The following is a 16,206-nucleotide window of genomic DNA, read 5'->3' as shown; positions in this document are numbered from 1 at the left end:
CCCGCTGATCGACGCCCGCCGGACGCGCGCCGGAACGCCCGCCGGGGCCCCGTCCGCGCACGTCATCCGACCGGTACAACCGCGATTAGCGCCCCCCACCCACGCCATCGGCGGCACATTCTCCGTGTCGAATCCATAACGGGTGAGGAGGCAGCCCCGTAACGACTGCACAACGTCCGGCGCGGAACACTCCCAGACCGCTGCACTCACGGCGTTCACCTGCGATTATCGGACCGCTCCACCGAACCGACACACCAACGACGGTGTCGTCACACCCGGCCGAGGAACTGGACACCCTTATCCTGTCCCCGACAGGGCGAGGGCCCACCAACCCCCACCCCCACCCTCAGGTACGGGGCCGGACCACGCGCGCCCCGGCGCTCGTCGCCCGATCCCGGCAACGGTCACGCCCTCCGGGGCGCCGCCCGTCCCGCCCCCATAGCTCAGCGGATAGAGCACCCGCCTTCTAAGCGGTAGGTCGCAGGTTCGAATCCTGCTGGGGGCGCCACCCTGCAATTCCCGCAGGCCACCGCCGCCACCGCGACCATGCGTAGCGACTCGGGTTCGCCCGGTAATGCCAAGCACCCACCGCGCATAACCCGTGACAATGCGTGTCATGCCCGCCGCGAAAACCCGCCGCCGGCCTTTGGCCGTCCGGCCCGCCTTTGCCCTGGCTCCGGAATGGCGCGGTTCGGACAACCGCACAGACCCCTCGAACGGCGGAAATCCCGGGCGAATCCCCCACCCCGGAGCATTCCGCCGGGCATGGGAGAACCCCCGCCGGCCCGCCGCTCCCCCAGGCCGACAGACCCGACCGGTCCGACCGGCCCGACCAGCCCGACCGGTCCGACCGGTCCGACCAGCCGGACCGACCCGAGGGGTCCGTCAGCCCGCCAGTCCGGCCAGGTGCGCGTCCAGCAGGGCGGTCTGCCGCTCCGCCGGGAACTCCTCGGGGGCGAACAGCGCCTGCACCACCAGTCCGAGCACGAAGGCCTGGGCGCCGGCGGCGATTTCGGCCGGATCGGCCTGCGCCGGGAGCTCCCCGAGCCGCTGGGCGTCCGCGACGAGCGCGGTGAGCGCCACCCGCGAGCGGGCGTAGCGGCCCGCGTGCGCGGCCGCCAGCTCCGGATCGGCCAGGGCGTGGTCCCAGGAGCCCACCCAGATCCGGTTGTCGGCGGCGGCGTCCCGGTCCAGCGGCAGCACGTCGAGCAGCGCCGCCCGCAGCCGGGGCAGCCCGGCGGGTGGCGGCGGACTGCCGTCGGCTGGCGCGGTGCGCCGGGGGCGGGCGGTCGAGCGCCGGTCCAGCTCCTCCAGGGCGTGGCTGAGCAGCGCCCGCTTGTTCGGGAAGTAGTGCGTCAACATCCCGGTGGAAGCGCCGAGTTCGGCCGCGACGGCGCGCAGGGTCAGCCCCTCGAAGCCGCGGGTGGAGAGCACCCGCCACACCCCCTCGGACACTTCCGAGCGGCGGGCGTCATGGTCTCCACGGGCCGGTGTCATGGGGCTATCGTACATACCAAACGTTTGTTATGAATGACTCCGACCAGTCGTGCACCACCCGCGAAAGGGCCGCCCGTGTTTGCCGTCCCGCTCACCGACCACGCCGAACTGCGCCCGCTGGAGCCGTGGCAGGCCCCCGAGTTCCTGGCCCACATCGACCGGGCCCGCGCCCACACCGATCCCTGGATCCCCTGGGCCACCTTCTCCACCGACCTCGACTCCGCCCGCGCCACCCTGCAGCGCTACGCCGACGGCCAGGCCGCGGACCAGAAGCGGATCTACGGCATCTGGCGGGACGGCACGCTGGTCGGCGGCGTGATGTTCGTGAGCTTCGACACCAAGTCCGGCGTGTGCGAGATCGGCGCCTGGACCGAGCCGGCCGGCGAGGGCGGCGGTCTGATCACCGCCGCCGTGCGGCAGCTGCTCGACTACGCCTTCGTCACCCGCGGCCTGCACCGGGCCGAGTGGTGGTGCACCTCCGTCAACGCCCGCAGCCGCGCCGTCGCCGAGCGGGTCGGGATGACGCGGGACGGCGTGCTGCGCGAGTGGTACCTGCACAACGGGGTCCGCCTGGACAAGGAGATCTGGGCGATCCTGGCCTCGGAGTGGGCCGCCCGGGGCTGAGACGCCGAACGGGCGGGGCCCGGTGGACTCCCCCGCAGTCCACCGGGCCCCGCCCCGCACGCCCGGCCGCCGTACGCCCGGCCGCCCCGCCCCGCACGCCCGGCCGCCCGGTCCCCCGGTCCGGCCCGCCCGCTCAGGCCGCGAGCACCGGCCGGTCCTCCTTCGTCCCGGTCCCCGCGGACCCGGCCACCTCGGCACCGCTGATCCGCCGCAGCCGCCACACCAGCAGCACCGCCAGTACGAGCACCCCGCCGGCCGACAGGAAGACCACGTCCACCGCGTCCGTGAAGGCGCGCACCGCGTGCTCGCGCGCCGGGCCGGTGAGCGTACGGACCGCGCCGAGCGGCCGCCCCGGCTCCCCGGCCGCGAAGGCCCGGGCCAGCACGGTGCCGAACAGCGCCGCGCCGAGCGCATTGCCCAGGTTCTGGAAGAACCGGACGCCGGTGGTCGCGACGCCGAGCTGGTGGGCCGGCGCGGCCTCCTGCACCACCGTGATCAGCTGACCGATCAGCTGGCCCAACCCGGCTCCCAGCAGAGCGAGTTCGAGCTGGACCGCCCACAGCCCGGTGGTCGGCCCGCTCAGCCCGAGGAGCAGCAGGGCGAGCGCCGCGCAGCCCGAGCCGATCGTCAGCAGGGTGCCCGTGGCGATGCCCCGGGTGCTCAACCGGCCGGCCAGCAGCCCGGAGGCCGTCATCCCGACCGCCATCGGGATCAGGTACAGGCTGGCCGCGGTCGGGGCGACGCCCCGGGCGACCTGCAGGTAGAGCATCACGTGGACGATCGAGCCGACCATGCCCATCCCGACCAGGCCCTGGACGGCGAAGCCCAGTCGCACGGCCGGGATCCGGAACAGCGACAGCGGCAGCACCGGCGCGGCGGCGACGGCCTGGCGCCACAGGAACAGCCCGAACACGGCGAGGGTGCCGGCGGCCAGGCCGAGGATCACCGGGGAGGTCCAGGCGTAGTCCTTGCCGCCCCACTCGGTGACCAGCAGCAGTCCGACCGCGAAGGCCGCCGCGAGGCCCGCGCCGAGGAAGTCCAGCCCCTGACGGCCCGCCGCCTTCGGCAGCTTGACCACCAGGGCGACGCCGACCAGCACCAGCAGACCGAGCGGCAGGTTGAGGTAGAAGATCCAGCGCCAGCCGAGGTGGTCGGTGAACAGCGCCCCGATCAGCGGGCCGACCGCCATGCCGAGGCCGGCGACGATCCCGCCCACCGCGCCGCCCTTGCCGCCGCCTCCGCCCTCCTCCGGGTCCTTGAACTGGGCGATGACGACCATGGTGACGCTCATCAGCCCGCCGCCGCCCATGCCCTGGACGGCCCGGAAGGCGATCAGCTGCTCCATCGACTGCGCCGCCCCGCACAGCGCCGAGCCGAGCAGGAAGGTGGCGACCGCGCCCATCAGCACCCGCTTGGCGCCGTAGCTGTCGCAGAGCCGGCCGTACAGCGGCAGCAGCGCGGTGGCCGCGAGGGCGAAGGCGCTGATCAGCCAGGGCAGCCGGTCGACGCCGTGCACGGGATCGAGGTCGCGGACGATCGGCACGGTGGCCGCCGACACGATGTTCATGTCGAGCACGGCCAGCACGATCGTGACCAGGCAGAGGAGCATGCCCAGCTTGCGCTGGGCCGGTGTCATCAGGGCGGTGGTCGCCATCGGGAAGTCCCCCCGGGATCCGTGGAGTTCGGGCCGGACCGGTGCGGTCCGGCGGGCACGGCACCACCATGACAGGATTTTTGTACCTGGTCAATGCTTAAGCTCAGAACATGTTTCATCCCAGCCAATGAATGATCTCGATCAATCAATAATCCCGGTCAATGGTTGTTCCTGGTACAGTCGCCGCCATGGCGACCCACTCCGGCTTCGGCGGCCCCGACCACGGCTTCGACCTCGACGCGCTCCCGCTGCGCGAGCGCAAGAAGATCCAGACCGGCATCCGGCTCTGGCGCACCGCCGTCGGGCTGTTCGCGGAGCGGGGCTTCGACCAGGTGTCGGTGGCCGAGATCGCGGCCGCCGCCGAGGTGTCCAAGATGACCGTCTTCAACTACTTCCCCACCAAGGAAGACCTGGTCATGGGCCCGATGGAACAGCACCTCGACGAGCCGGCCCGGGTGGTCCGCGAGCGCGCCCCGGGCACCTCGGCGGTGGTGGCGCTGCGCGAGCACTTCCTGGCCGCACTGGAGCGCTTCGACCCCTCCACCGGGCTGAGCGACGACCCGGTCGTCCTCAACGTGGTCCGGGTGATCCACCAGACCCCGGCCCTGCTGATGCGCGCCACCGCCGGCTTCGACCAGAAGGCCCAGACCCTACTGGCCGCCGAACTGCTCGCGCAGGACCGGGCCCACGACGAGCTCACCGCCAGGGTCGCCGCCGCCCAGCTGCTGGCCGCCCGACTGACCCTGACCGGCGAGAACCAGCGCCGGATGCTGGCCGGCGAGCGCGCCGCCGACTCCCTCGACGCCGCCCTCGACGCGACCCGCCGCGCCTTCGCCCTGGTCGAACGGGGACTCGGGGACTACTGCGCCGACACGCCCTGAGAAGGTGTGCGTACCACGATCATCCGGAGGTACGCATGGACCAGCCCCTGCTCACCCGGGGACGCACCCCGCTGCCCACCGACGTGGACGGCCTGCGCGCCCACGTCGGCGAAGACGGCGTCGCCGTGCTGGAGTTCGCCCGCCCGCGGCGCCGCAACGCCATCACGCTGGCCATGTGGCAGGCCCTGCCCAAGCTGCTCTTCCGGATCGCGGAGCAGCCGGGCGTGCGCGTCCTGCTGGTCACCGGCGCCGGCGGCACCTTCAGCGCGGGCGCGGACATCGACGAACTCGCCGAGGTCTACGCCGATCCGGACAGCGCGGACGCCTACCACGCGGTCAACGTCGCCGCCGAGGAGGCCCTGGCGGCCTTCCCGCACCCGACGATCGCCGTGGTGCACGGCGCCTGCGTCGGGGGCGGCTGCCAGTTGGCGGTCGCCTGCGACCTGCGGTTCGTGGCGGACGACGCCCGGATGGGCATCACCCCGGCCAAGCTCGGCGTGGTCTACCCGGCGGTGCCGACCCTGCGGCTGGCCCGGCTGGTGGGACCGTCCCGGGCCAAGTTCCTGCTGTTCTCGGGCGAGTTGCTGCAGGGGCTGCGGAACACCGTGATCGGTCTGGCCGACCGGGTCGTGCCCGCGGCGGAACTGGACGCGAACGCGCTGGAGTTCGCCCGGCTGCTGACGCAGCGCTCACCGCAGACCATCGGCGCGGTGAAGGCCGCCCTCGCCGTCCCGCCGGAGCAGGCCGCCGAGGCGCTGGCCCCGTGGGAGCGCCGCTCCCGGGAGGCCTCGGACGTCCACGAGGGCCTCGCCGCCTTCCTGGAGGGCCGCCCACCGCGCTTCTGAGCCCCTCCCGCCGGGGGCCGCGCCGAGCCGCGTCGACCCGTACCGCCCCCTTCCCTTCCCCCTTCCCCCCTTCACGCCTCACCCCGGAGCACCCGATGACCACCGAGCCCGCGGCCGCCCCCACCGTCCGGACGACCTGGGCCCGCCGGATCACCGACGGCGTCGAGCCGAAGAACGTGATCATCGCGGTGCTGCCGCTGATGGGCGTCCTGCGCTACGGCTGGACGGGCCTCGGCTGGGCGGCCTTCGCGGCCCTGTTCGCGGCCGTCATCCCGACCCTGTTCATCCGACGCGGCATGCGCAAGGGCACCGTGGAGGACCGCCACGTCGGTCACCGGCAGCGCCGGCTGACCGTCCTCCCGTTCATCATGGGCTCGGTGCTGATCAGCTTCGCGGTGATGATCCTGCTGGACGCCCCGTCCGACATGACCGCGATGGTGCTGGCGATGTTCGCCTCGCTGATCCCGATCCTGGTGATCACCGCCTGGTGGAAGGTCTCCGTGCACACCGCCGTCGCCGCCGGCGCGGTGGTCTGCCTCGCCGTCGCGCTCGGCCCGCTCTGGCTGCTGCTCGGCCCGGTGGTCGCGGTGATCGGCTGGTCCCGGGTGGTGCTGCGGGACCACACCACCGCGCAGACCGTCGTCGGCGCGGCGGTGGGCGCCCTGACCGCCGGGCTCACCTTCTGGCTCGCCCGCTAGGCCCTCTCTTTCGGATCTTGCCGGGCCGCCCCACCCCCGGGCACCGCACCCCGCCACCGGCCGCCGCGCGCCGCCACCGGGCGCCGTCGCACCGGCACCGCTCAGCGGATCGGCATCCCCGAGATCGCCCGGGCGATCACCAGCCGCTGGATCTCGCTGGTGCCCTCGAAGATCGAGTAGATCGCGCTGTCCCGGTGCATCCGCTCCACCGGGTACTCCCGGGTGAAGCCGTTGCCGCCGAGGATCTGCATCGCCTGCGCGGTGACGTACTTGGCCGTCTCGCCCGCGTACAGCTTGGACATCGAGCCCTCGGCCGCGGTGAACGGCTGGTTGGTGGCCGCCATCCAGGACGCCCGCCACACCAGCAGCCGGGCCGCGTCGATCCGGGTCTTCATGTCGGCGAGCTGGAACGCCACGCCCTGGTTGTCGATGATCGGACGGCCGAACTGCTCACGGGTCTTGGCGTAGTCCAGCGCGACCTCGTACGCGGCCCGGGCGATGCCGATCGCCTGCGCGCCGACGGCCGGACGGGAGGCCTCGAAGGTGGCCATCGCCGCGTTGCCCTTGCCACCCGGGCGCTTGACGCCCTCGCGGGCCCGGGCCAGCCGCTCGTCCAGCTTCTCCTTGCCGCCGAGCAGGCAGCTGCCGGGCACCCGGACCCCGTCCAGCACGACCTCGGCGGTGTGCGAGGCCCGGATGCCGTGCTTCTTGAACTTCTGGCCCTGGCTCAGCCCGGGGGTGCCCGGCGGGACGACGAAGGAGGCCTGGCCCTTGGCGCCGAGCTCCGGGTCGACGGTCGCGACCACGACGTGGACGGCGGCGATCCCGCCGTTGGTGGCCCAGGTCTTGGTGCCGTTGAGCACCCACTCGTCCTTGGCCTCGTCGTACACGGCCCGGGTGCGCAGCGCGGAGACGTCGGAGCCGGCGTCCGGCTCGGAGGAGCAGAAGGCGGCCACCTTGAGGTCGTCGGGCGTGCCGAACATCTGCGGGGTCCAGGTGCCGATCTGCTCGTCGGTGCCGTTGGCCAGCACGGCGACGGCGGCCAGCGTGGTGCCGACGATGGACAGCCCGAGGCCCGCGTCGCCCCAGAACAGCTCCTCCATGGCGATCGGGATGCCGACGCCGGAGGGGTCGAAGTACTGCTGGGCGTAGAAGTCCAGCGAGTAGATGCCCAGCTTGGCGGCCTCCTGGATGATCGGCCAGGGGGTCTCCTCGCGCTCGTCCCACTCGGCCGCGGCCGGGCGCATCACGTCGGCGGCGAAGCCGTGCAGCCAGTCGCGTACGGCGAGCTGGTCCGCGCCCGGGTCCAGCGAGAACGTGCTGCTCATGGTGCTTGCCTCCGAAGACGTGTGCGGCCGACCGGGGTGTTACCTCGGGTAACATCGTCGGAGTCTGCTACTGATTGGTAACCGGTGTCAACGCCCCCGCCGGGGTGCGGGCACCCCGGTCGACCCCCGACCCCGCCCCCGACCCCGAGGAGCAGCGCATGTCCCGAGAGCCCCGCCGCGAGCAACTGCTCAACGCCGCCGACCGGGTCATCCAGCGCGAGGGACCGACCGCCAGCATGAACGCCATCGCGGCCGAGGCCGGCATCACCAAACCGATCCTCTACCGCCACTTCGGCGACCGGACCGGCCTGATCAGAGCCCTGACCGAGCGCCACACCAGCGGCCTGCTGACCGCCGTGCGGGCCGCCCTCGCCGAACCGCTGGAGCGCCGCGACCGGGTCGAGCACGTCCTGGACACCTACCTCGCCGGGATCGAGGCCCGCCCCCAGGTCTACCGGCTGCTCACCCACCCCGAACCGGGCGACCCGAGCGGCGCCGGCAACGCGCTCGCCCCCGCGCTCAAGCAGATCGCCGAGGAGATCACCCGGGCCGTGCAGAGCCAGGTCGACCTCGGCGCCGACCGCGACCTGCTCGCCGAGGCCTGGGGCCGGGGCATCACCGGCATGGTGCTGGCCGCCGGGGACTGGTGGCTGGAGACCAGGCCCTGCTCCCGCACCCGGATGGTGCAGGCGCTGGCCGACCTGCTCTGGGGCCGCCTCGCCGCCGCCGCGGACCTGCCGACGGCCGTCCTGCCGGCCGCACCCGCCGAACCCGCACCCGCCGAACCCGCCGCCGGCTGAACCGTTTCGGCGCGCCCCCGCCGAACGGCCGCCGCGCGCAGGCACCTTGAGTGCACGACCCTTGTGCGGCGCGCGACACCACGGGCATCATCGGGCCCCCACCCCCCGCCGTGCGAGGTCCCCGATGCGCCTGCGCCGCACCGCCGTCGCCGTACTGCTCGCCGCCACCGCCATCCTCACCGCCGCCCCGGCCCAAGGCGCCCCCGCCCCGGACGCCCCCGTCCCGGACGCCACGAGCACCGAGCTCCCGGCGCACGGCGCCCCGGCCGCACACGTCCCGACCGGCACGGCCACCGACCCGGACGGCCGCACCTCCCTCACCGACGCCCACGGCCGCCGACTGCACCTGCGCGGCTTCAACCTCGACAAGTACGCCGAGGCCACCGAGGCCGACCTCACGTCCATCGCCGCCCAGGGCTTCACGCTGGTCCGGCTGCCGGTCTCCTGGACCAGGCTGGAGCCGACCCGCGGCCACCTCGACCCGGTCGAGCTGCGCCGACTGCGGCAACTCCTCGGCCGGGCCGACCGCCTGGGCCTGCTCGTCCTGATCGACTTCCACCAGGACGTCTACGGGCCGCAGTTCGGCGGCGGCACCAACGGCATCCCGCCGTGGGCCACCCGGGACGACGGCCTGCCCTTCACGCCGGACCCGGACGACTGGTTCGCCGGCTACTTCCAGCCCGCCGTCCAGGCCGCCTTCCGCCACCTCTACGACGACCCCGACCTGCGGGCCTGGCAGGCCGACTTCTACACCCGGCTCGCCCGCGAACTGCGCGGCCACCGCTCACTGTTGGGCTACGACCTGTTCAACGAGCCGTTCGGCCCGGTGGACGGCGACCCGACCGACCCGGCCGTGCTGGCCGCCGCCTCCGCCGCCCTGGAACAGGGCCGGCTCGCCGACATGTACCGCCGGCTGATCACCGCCGTCCGCCGGGCCGACTCCCGCGCCTGGCTGTTCGTCGAGCCGACCGTCCTGGTCGGCCAGGGCGTGCCCACCCGGCTGCCCGGCTTCACCGACCCGCGCCCCGGCGCGCCCCGGCTCGGCTACGCCCCGCACTTCTACGACACCGCCGTCGAGAACGGCGCCGACTGGGACCCCTCCGACGGCTTCGTCGAGCGGTACGCCGCCGCGATCACCGCCTACCCCGCCGCCCACCGCCTGCCGGTCCTGGTCGGCGAATGGGGCCCGCCGAACTCCCGTACGCCGGGCAACACCCTGCTGGTCCGCCGGCAGGTCGCCGCGATGGACGGCTTCGCCGCGGGCTGGACGATGTGGTACTGGTGCCGGGGCGGCGGCGGCTACTGCGCGCTCGACCCGGCCGGGCACCCCGCGCCCGGCGACGAGCCCGCCTTCGGCCCCTACCCGGCCGCCGTGGCCGGCAGCGACGTGCGCACCGACCTGCGCGCCGACGGCGGGACCGTCCGCTGGACCGACGACGGCACCGGACACACCGGCGAACTCGTCCTCCCCCCGGCCGCGTTCCCGCACGGCGCGCGCGTCGCCGTCTCCCCGGCCGGCGCCCGGGTCGAGGTCGAGCAGCCCGCGGACGGGCACGCGGGAACCGTACGGATCCGGCTCCCGCACGCCCGCCCCGGCACCGCCGTGACGGTCACGCTCACCGCGCGGTGAGCGCGGCCGTCACGCCGGGACGGCACCCGCCGCGCTAGAGCAGCCCCCGGCGGGCCAGCAGCGGCCCGGTCTCCGGCGCCCGGCCGACCACCGCGCGGAAGGACTCCAGCGGGTCCCGGCTGAACCCGCGCGCCAGCAGCTCGCGCCGGAACAGCTCGCCGCTCTCCCGCACCGACCGCCCGTTGCCCTCGAACCACTGCACGGTGTCGGCGTCCAGCACCTCCGACCAGATGTACGCGTAGTACGCCGCGCTGTAGCCGTTGGCGAAGACGTGCTGGAAGTAGGCCGTCCGGTAGCGCGGCGGGATCGCGTCCACCGCGATCCCGGCCGCCGCGAGCGCGCGCGCCTCGAACTCCTCGGCGTCCGCGATCTCCTCGCCCACCGGCACGGTGTGCCAGGCCCAGTCCAGCAGCGTGGCCGCCAGGTACTCCACCGTGCGGAAGCCCTGGCCGAAGCCCTCGGCCGCCGTCATCCGCTCGACCAGCTCGGCCGGCAGCGGCTCCCCGGTCTCGTGGTGGCGGGCGTAGTTGGCCAGCACCTCCGGCCGGACCATCCACATCTCGTTGACCTGCGAGGGGAACTCCACGAAGTCCCGCGGCACCGCGGTGCCCGAGAACAGCGGGTACCGGACGTCCGAGAACAGCCCGTGCAGCGCGTGCCCGAACTCGTGGAAGAGCGTGCGCACCTCGTCCCAGGACATCAGCACCGGCTCGCCCGGCGCCGCGCGCGGGATGTTGAGGGTGTTCAGCACCACCGGCCGCTGCCCGGTCAGCCCGGACTGCTCGACCAGCGAGTCCATCCAGGCACCGCCGCGCTTGGACGCCCGGGCGTGGAAGTCGCCGATGAACAGGCCCAGCGGGGTGCCGTCCTCCTCGAACACCTCGAAGACCCGCGCGTCCGGGTGGTGGGCCGTCAGGTCCGTCCGCTCGGTGAAGCCCAGCCCGTACGCGAGGTTCGCGGCGAAGAACACGCCGTCGCGCAGCACCCGCTCCAGCTCGAAGTAGGGGCGCAGCACCGCCGCGTCCACCTGGAAGGCGTCCTGCCGCACCTTCTCCGAGTAGTACGCCCAGTCGTGCGCGGCGATCTCCTCGATCCCGTCCGCGGCGGCCGCCCGGGCCAGCTCGGCGGCCTCCCGGCGGGCGTTGGCCACGGCCGGCCCGACCAGGCGGGCCAGCAGGCCGGAGACGGCCTCCACCGTCCCGGCCGTCTCGTCCGCCACCACGTACGCGGCGTGGCTCGGGTGCCCCAGCAGCGCGGCCCGCTCGGCGCGCAGCGCGGCCATCCGGATCGCGATCGGGCCGTTGACGTCGACGGCCCGGCCGAGCGAGGCGTCGAGCAGCCGCCGGCGCACCGAGCGGTCGGTGAGCTGGGCGAGCTCGGGCTGGCCGGAGGTGTTCTTCAGGCTCAGCACGTACCTGCCCTCGTGGCCGAGCACCCGGGCGTTCTCGGCGGCGCCGGCGATCGCGTCCTCGGACAGCCCCGCCAGCTCCTCGGCGGAGTCCAGGACCAGCGCGGAGGCCCGGTTCGCGGCGTTCACGTTCTGCTGGAACGTGGTGCCCAGCACGGCGAGTTCGGCGTTCAGCTCGCGCAGCCGGGCCTGCTCGGCCTCGCCCAGCCGCGCGCCGGAGCGCTCGAAGCGGGCGTACCGGCGCTCCAGCAGCCGCAGCGACTCCGGGTCCAGGCCGAGCTCGGCGCGGGTACGGTACAGCGCCTCGATCCGGGCGAACAGCGCCCGGTCCAGGTGGATCGCGTCGTGGTGGGCGGCGAGCAGCGGGCTCACCTTGGCGTCCACCTCGTCCAGCAGGTCGGTGGTGTCGGAGGAGGACTGGTTGCGGAACACCGCGTCCACCCGGCGCAGCACGTCGCCGGAACGCTCCAGGGCCACCAGCGTGTTCTCGAAGGTCGGCACGCTCGGGTCGGCGGTGATCGCCGCGATCTCGGCCAGCTGATCGGCCATCCCGCGCTCGTAGGCGGGCAGGTAGTGCTCCTCCCGGATCTCCGCGAAGGGGGGCAGCTCGTAGTCCAGCGTGCTGGGCCGGAAGAACGGGTTCTCGGTCATTTCGCCGACCCTACGCGGTGTCACCCACCCTGCCTATGCGCCCCTCCTCCCGTTGTCGTACCCACCGGTTACCGTCAGCGCAGGAGGCCCGCGACCAGTGGGCCGCAAGCCCCGCGCACCCGTGCCCGTACCCGCACGTCCGACCGCGCGCCGGAGAGGAGCAGCCCCCGTGGCACCCAGGACCGCCCTCGCGCCCGATCCGCACGGCCCCGGCGGCCGGCTCCAGCCGCTGGACGACGCGGGCGCCCCGCTCGGGCCGCCCGAGCAGGTCCGCGACCTGGCCGCCGCGGTCGCCGCCCGGGAGGCCGCGGAGCACCCGCGCTGGGTCTGGGCCGCCGCCGACTCCGGGTACGCCCCGCTGCTGCCGCGGCTGCCCGACCGGCTCGCCCGCTGCCACGACCTGCGGCTGGTCGAGGCCCTGCTGCTGGGCCACGAGGGCCGGTTCGGCGCGCCGCGCTCGCTCGGCGCCGCCTGGTCCCGGCTGCACGGCCTGCCCGTCCCGGCCGACCTGCCCGAGCCCGGCCTCCCCGGCGCCGACGACGGCCAGGACACCCTCTTCACCCTGGACCGACTGCAACTGCCGCCCGGCGCGGACCCGTTGGCCGCCGTGGTGGCCGTCCACGCCGAGCAGCAGCGCCGGATCGCCGCGATCGCCGACCCGGCCGCCCGGCAGCGGTTCCGGCTGCTGGCCGCCGCCGAGTCGGCCGGCGCCCTGGTGGCCGCCGAGATCGCGCACGACGGCCTGCCCTGGCGCGTCGACGTCCACGACCGGCTGCTCACCGAACTGCTCGGCCCCCGCCCGACCGTCCCCGGCACCCAGCCGCGGCTGCTCGCCGACCTCGCCGTCGAACTCCAACAGGCCCTCGGCGGCAAGCCGTTCAACCCCGACTCGCACACCCAGGTGCTGCGCGCCTTCGCCGACGCCGGCATCCAGCTCGGCTCCACCCGCTCCTGGGAGCTCAAGGGCGTCGACCACCCGGCGGCCCGGCTGCTGGTCCGCTACAAGGAGCTCTCCCGGATCCACGTCGCGCACGGGTGGGCCTGGCAGGACGCCTGGGCCCGCGGCGGCCGCTTCCGGCCCGAGTACGTGGTCGGCGGCGTGGTCTCCGGCCGCTGGGCCAGCCGCGGCGGCGGCGCCCTGCAGATCCCGCGCATCCTGCGCCGGGCCGTGGTCGCCGACCCGGGCTGGCTGCTGGTGGTCGCCGACGCCGCCCAGCTGGAGCCCCGGGTGCTCGCCGCGCTCTCCCAGGACGCCGGGCTGGCCCGCACCGCGGCCGGCGGCGACCTGTACGAGGCGCTCGCCGCCACCGCCTTCCAGGGCGACCGGGAGAAGGCCAAGCTCGGCCTGCTCGGCGCCATGTACGGGCAGACCAGCGGCGACATCGGGCCGCTGCTGAACACCCTGCGCCGCCGCTACCCGGCCGCGATGGGCTACGTCGAGGCCGCCGCCCGCACCGGCGAGGACGGCGGCGTGGTCGCCTCCCGGCTCGGCCGGGTCTGCCCGCCGGCCTCCGCCGACTTCCTCGACCTCACCGAGGCCGACACCGCGGGCGAGGCCGGCGGCCGCACCGCCCGCGCCCGCGGCCGCTTCACCCGCAACTTCGTCATCCAGGCCAGCGCCGCCGACTGGGCCCTCGCCCTGCTCGCCGCGCTGCGCCGACGGCTCGGCGAACTCCCGACGGCCGGGCCCGCCGACCGCCCCCACCTGGTGTTCTTCCAGCACGACGAGGTGATGGTGCACACCCCGGCCAACCACGCCGACGAGGTGGTCGCCGCCGTCACCGAGGCCGCCGACGAGGCCCGCCGGCTGGTCTTCGGCGACACCCCGGTGCGCTTCCCGCTCACCACCGCCGTGGTGGACTGCTACGCCGACGCCAAGTGACCTCAGAGCTTCCGGAAGCCGCGCGCGTCCTCCGCCGCCGCGACCACCTCGGCCAGCCCCGCCCCGGTCGAGGCGGTGACGGCGGCGGCCACCGCGCCCTCCACGAACGGCGCGTCGACCAGCCGCACACCCGGGCGCGGCTCGTCCTCCAGCACCGTCACCGCGGTGAGCACCGAACTGCCGAGGTCCGGCAGCACCACCACGCCCGCCCCGCCGTCCGCCCGCGCGATCGCCCCGGCGATCAGCTCGTAGCTGGTGCCGAGCCCGCCGTCCTCCGTCCCACCCGCGACCACCACCCGCACCCCGTCCGGGGCGAGTTCGCCGAGCAGCTCACGCAGCCCCTCCGCGAGCCGGGCGCTGTGCGAGACCAGGACGATGCCCACGTTTTCGCTCATGCCCTCGACCCTACGGTCCGATCCCACTACTCCGGGAGAGTGACCGGAAACGCGCGTGTCGCCCCCCGTGCCCACCACCCCCGTCTGGCGTAGCGTCGCATTGACGGCCGTAGGTCACCCGAGGGAGCGAAGAGCATTGAAGAAGCTGATCAACACCCCGGAAGGCGTCCTGGAGGACGCCCTGGCCGGAGTCGCCGCCGCCCACCCGGAGCTGACGGTGGACATCCCCAACCGGGTGATCACCCGGGCCACCCGTCCGGCCGGGCCCAAGGTCGCGCTGATCTCCGGCGGCGGTTCCGGCCACGAGCCGCTGCACGGCGGCTTCGTCGGCCCCGGCATGCTCGACGCCGCCTGCCCCGGCGAGGTGTTCACCTCGCCCGTCCCGGACCAGATGCTGGCCGCCGCCAAGGCCGTGGAGAACGGCGCCGGCGTCGTCTTCGTGGTGAAGAACTACACCGGCGACGTGATGAACTTCGAGCTCGCCGCCGAACTCGCCGCCGAGGAGGGCCTGGAGGTCCGCACCGTCCTGGTCAACGACGACGTCGCGGTCGAGGACTCCACCTGGACGGCCGGCCGCCGCGGCACCGGCGCGACCGTCCTGGTCGAGAAGACCGCGGGCGCCCTCGCCGAGCGCGGCGCCCCGCTGGACGAGGTGGCCGCCCTCGGCGAGCGGGTCAACGCCGCCTCCCGCTCCTTCGCGATCGCGCTCACCGCCGCCACCGTCCCGGCCGCCGGCAAGCCCGGCTTCGACCTGCCGGAGGACGAGATCGAGGTCGGCGTGGGCATCCACGGCGAGCCCGGCCGCCGCCGCGAGAAGCTCCGCCCGGCCCGCGACCTGGCCGCCGAGGTCGTCGAGACCATCCTCACCGACCACCACCTGACCCCGGGCGACGAGGTGATCGCCCTGCTCAACGGCCTGGGCGCCACCCCGCTGCTGGAGCTGTACGTGGTCTACGGCGAGGTCGCCGCCCGGCTCGCCGAGCGCGGCATCACGGTGGCCCGCAGCCTGGTCGGCAACTACGTCACCAGCCTCGACATGGCGGGCTTCTCGCTCACCCTCACCAAGGCCGACCCCCAGCTGCTGGAACTCTGGGACGCCCCGGTCGACACCCCCGCCCTCAAGCGAGCCTGACACCATGGACTTCGACACCCCGCAGGCCGAGGCCTGGATCCGCGCGATCGCCGCCGCCGTCGAGAAGGACCAGTCCCGGCTCACCGAGCTGGACTCCGCCATCGGCGACGGCGACCACGGCAGCAACCTCAACCGCGGCTTCGCCGCCGTCCTCACCACCCTCGACGGCCTCCGCCCGGACAGCCCCGGCGCCGTCCTCACCAAAACCGGCACCACCCTCATCTCCAAGGTCGGCGGCGCCTCCGGCCCCCTCTACGGCAAGGCCTTCCGCGCCATCGGCGCCGCCCTGCCCGGACCCGCCGACCCGGCCGCCCTCGCCGAGGCCCTCTCCGCCGGCCTGGACGCCATCCGCCTCCTCGGCAAAGCCGACCCCGGCGACAAAACCATCGTCGACGCCTGGACCCCCGCCGTCGCCGCCTTCCGCGCCACAGCCGCCACCGGAGCCCCCCTCCCCGAAGCCGCCACCGCAGCCGCCGAAGCCGCCGAACAGGGCGCCCGCGCCACCACCCCCCTCCAAGCCCGCAAAGGCCGCGCCTCCTACCTCGGCGAACGCAGCATCGGCCACCAAGACCCCGGCGCCACCTCCACCGCCCTCATCTTCCGCACCCTCGCCACCACCCTCACCCCCTGACCCCACGCCCCACCCACAGCACCCCCACCCACCCACCCCCTCACCCCACCCGACCAGGCGAGAGGGAGTGCTGCGGAAGGGGCGGCGCAGGGGGTGGCCCGGAGAGGGGCGTTGCGGGTGATTTTCAGACTGCCAACGGCGCCCAGCGCT

Annotated in this window: 14 protein-coding genes and 1 tRNA gene; 10 read left to right on the top strand and 5 right to left on the bottom strand. The window is 74.4% G+C overall.

Annotated elements, in window-relative coordinates; all coding sequences use genetic code 11:
• The first annotated feature begins 432 nt into the window (after positions 1-432).
• Positions 433-508: transfer RNA gene (locus ACIRD3_RS20270), tRNA-Arg, on the top strand.
• Positions 509-885: 377 nt separating this feature from the next.
• Here the strand turns inward: ACIRD3_RS20270 and ACIRD3_RS20265 are convergent.
• Positions 886-1,497 carry a TetR/AcrR family transcriptional regulator gene (locus ACIRD3_RS20265; RefSeq protein ID WP_402218329.1) on the bottom strand — a complete coding sequence of 204 codons (612 nt, stop codon included), beginning with the start codon at positions 1,495-1,497 and terminating at the stop codon, positions 886-888.
• Between the two features lie 75 nt (positions 1,498-1,572).
• On the opposite strand from ACIRD3_RS20265, the gene ACIRD3_RS20260 reads away from it, so the two are divergent.
• Positions 1,573-2,121, top strand: a complete 549-nt coding sequence (locus tag ACIRD3_RS20260; RefSeq protein WP_402218326.1) for a GNAT family N-acetyltransferase — start codon at positions 1,573-1,575, stop codon at positions 2,119-2,121.
• A 133-nt stretch (positions 2,122-2,254) separates the two neighbouring features.
• Here ACIRD3_RS20260 and ACIRD3_RS20255 read toward each other — a convergent pair whose 3' ends face one another.
• Positions 2,255-3,775 carry an MFS transporter gene (locus ACIRD3_RS20255; RefSeq protein WP_402218323.1) on the bottom strand — a complete coding sequence of 507 codons (1,521 nt, stop codon included), beginning with the start codon at positions 3,773-3,775 and terminating at the stop codon, positions 2,255-2,257.
• A 188-nt stretch (positions 3,776-3,963) separates the two neighbouring features.
• Here ACIRD3_RS20255 and ACIRD3_RS20250 point away from each other — a divergent pair, with 188 nt between their 5' ends.
• From ACIRD3_RS20250 to ACIRD3_RS20240, 3 genes are all read left to right on the top strand, one after another.
• Positions 3,964-4,656 carry a TetR family transcriptional regulator gene (locus ACIRD3_RS20250; RefSeq protein WP_402218321.1) on the top strand — a complete coding sequence of 231 codons (693 nt, stop codon included), beginning with the start codon at positions 3,964-3,966 and terminating at the stop codon, positions 4,654-4,656.
• A 35-nt stretch (positions 4,657-4,691) separates the two neighbouring features.
• The gene (locus tag ACIRD3_RS20245) at positions 4,692-5,501 is read left to right on the top strand and encodes an enoyl-CoA hydratase/isomerase family protein (protein WP_402218318.1); all 810 of its coding nucleotides are present in this window, start codon (positions 4,692-4,694) and stop codon (positions 5,499-5,501) included.
• A gap of 95 nt (positions 5,502-5,596) precedes the next feature.
• Positions 5,597-6,199 carry a hypothetical protein gene (locus ACIRD3_RS20240; RefSeq protein ID WP_402218317.1) on the top strand — a complete coding sequence of 201 codons (603 nt, stop codon included), beginning with the start codon at positions 5,597-5,599 and terminating at the stop codon, positions 6,197-6,199.
• A gap of 101 nt (positions 6,200-6,300) precedes the next feature.
• On the opposite strand, the gene ACIRD3_RS20235 is transcribed toward ACIRD3_RS20240, so the two are convergent.
• Positions 6,301-7,527, bottom strand: a complete 1,227-nt coding sequence (locus ACIRD3_RS20235) for an acyl-CoA dehydrogenase family protein (RefSeq protein WP_402218315.1) — start codon at positions 7,525-7,527, stop codon at positions 6,301-6,303.
• Positions 7,528-7,685: 158 nt separating this feature from the next.
• Between ACIRD3_RS20235 and ACIRD3_RS20230 the strand changes: the two genes are divergently transcribed.
• Positions 7,686-8,327, top strand: a complete 642-nt coding sequence (locus ACIRD3_RS20230; protein WP_402218313.1) for a TetR family transcriptional regulator — start codon at positions 7,686-7,688, stop codon at positions 8,325-8,327.
• 124 nt (positions 8,328-8,451) lie between these two features.
• The gene (locus ACIRD3_RS20225; protein WP_402218310.1) at positions 8,452-9,957 is read left to right on the top strand and encodes a cellulase family glycosylhydrolase; all 1,506 of its coding nucleotides are present in this window, start codon (positions 8,452-8,454) and stop codon (positions 9,955-9,957) included.
• 34 nt (positions 9,958-9,991) lie between these two features.
• Here ACIRD3_RS20225 and ACIRD3_RS20220 read toward each other — a convergent pair whose 3' ends face one another.
• On the bottom strand, positions 9,992-12,016 hold the full coding sequence (locus ACIRD3_RS20220; RefSeq protein ID WP_402218308.1) for a M3 family metallopeptidase: 2,025 nt from the start codon (positions 12,014-12,016) through the stop codon (positions 9,992-9,994).
• Between the two features lie 169 nt (positions 12,017-12,185).
• Between ACIRD3_RS20220 and ACIRD3_RS20215 the strand changes: the two genes are divergently transcribed.
• On the top strand, positions 12,186-13,898 hold the full coding sequence (locus tag ACIRD3_RS20215) for a bifunctional 3'-5' exonuclease/DNA polymerase (protein WP_402218306.1): 1,713 nt from the start codon (positions 12,186-12,188) through the stop codon (positions 13,896-13,898).
• A 2-nt stretch (positions 13,899-13,900) separates the two neighbouring features.
• Here ACIRD3_RS20215 and dhaM read toward each other — a convergent pair whose 3' ends face one another.
• On the bottom strand, positions 13,901-14,293 hold the full coding sequence (gene dhaM / locus ACIRD3_RS20210; RefSeq protein ID WP_402218303.1) for a dihydroxyacetone kinase phosphoryl donor subunit DhaM: 393 nt from the start codon (positions 14,291-14,293) through the stop codon (positions 13,901-13,903).
• Positions 14,294-14,429: 136 nt separating this feature from the next.
• Here dhaM and dhaK point away from each other — a divergent pair, with 136 nt between their 5' ends.
• Positions 14,430-15,425, top strand: a complete 996-nt coding sequence (dhaK, locus tag ACIRD3_RS20205; RefSeq protein WP_402218301.1) for a dihydroxyacetone kinase subunit DhaK — start codon at positions 14,430-14,432, stop codon at positions 15,423-15,425.
• 4 nt (positions 15,426-15,429) lie between these two features.
• Positions 15,430-16,056, top strand: coding sequence for a dihydroxyacetone kinase subunit DhaL (dhaL, locus tag ACIRD3_RS20200; protein ID WP_402218299.1), 627 nt, complete (start codon positions 15,430-15,432; stop codon positions 16,054-16,056).
• The last annotated feature ends 150 nt before the right edge of the window (positions 16,057-16,206 follow it).

Origin of the sequence: Kitasatospora sp. NPDC093550 (assembly GCF_044764985.1) — a bacterium.
Lineage (GTDB): Bacteria > Actinomycetota > Actinomycetes > Streptomycetales > Streptomycetaceae > Kitasatospora.
The sequence above is the reverse complement of the archived record's forward strand: the minus strand, read 5'-3'. Positions and strand labels throughout refer to the sequence as shown.